Source organism: Pseudomonas sp. MD330_10, assembly GCF_042610415.1.
GTDB classification, from domain to species: Bacteria; Pseudomonadota; Gammaproteobacteria; order Pseudomonadales; family Pseudomonadaceae; genus Aquipseudomonas; species Aquipseudomonas rhodesiae.
In genome coordinates this window covers 1-295 of the sequence record NZ_JBHGZU010000067.1, presented here as the reverse complement: position 1 = coordinate 295, position 295 = coordinate 1, and the positions used below count along the sequence as shown (strand labels likewise).

The 295-nt window shown below is 65.4% G+C and carries 1 protein-coding gene; it reads right to left on the bottom strand.

The window, feature by feature from the left end; translation table 11 throughout:
- On the bottom strand, window positions 1-295 hold a 295-nt coding region (locus ACFZPT_RS26640; protein WP_379555954.1), incomplete at both ends, for an AMP-binding protein.

Sequence of the window (295 nt, the reverse complement as noted above, 5' to 3'; positions counted from 1 at the left end):
ATCCAGCCTTCGTGGGAACCGTCGAAGGCGAACGACATAAAGTGCAGTTCGCAGTCGGTCGGGCCGGTTTCGTAGCGCTCGCCGGTGGCGATGATATGCGCCACCAACGGGCCGTGGGCCACCGCCACGCCTTTGGGCATGCCGGTGGAGCCGGAGGTGTAGATCACGTAGGCGAGGTTGTCGCCGTCCAGTGCGACGTTGGGGGCGGTGTCGCGGTGGTCGGACCAGAGCGGTGTGTGATCAATTGCAAGGACATGCAGGCCATCCGGGATCGGCAAGCGCGGCTGCACCGTCG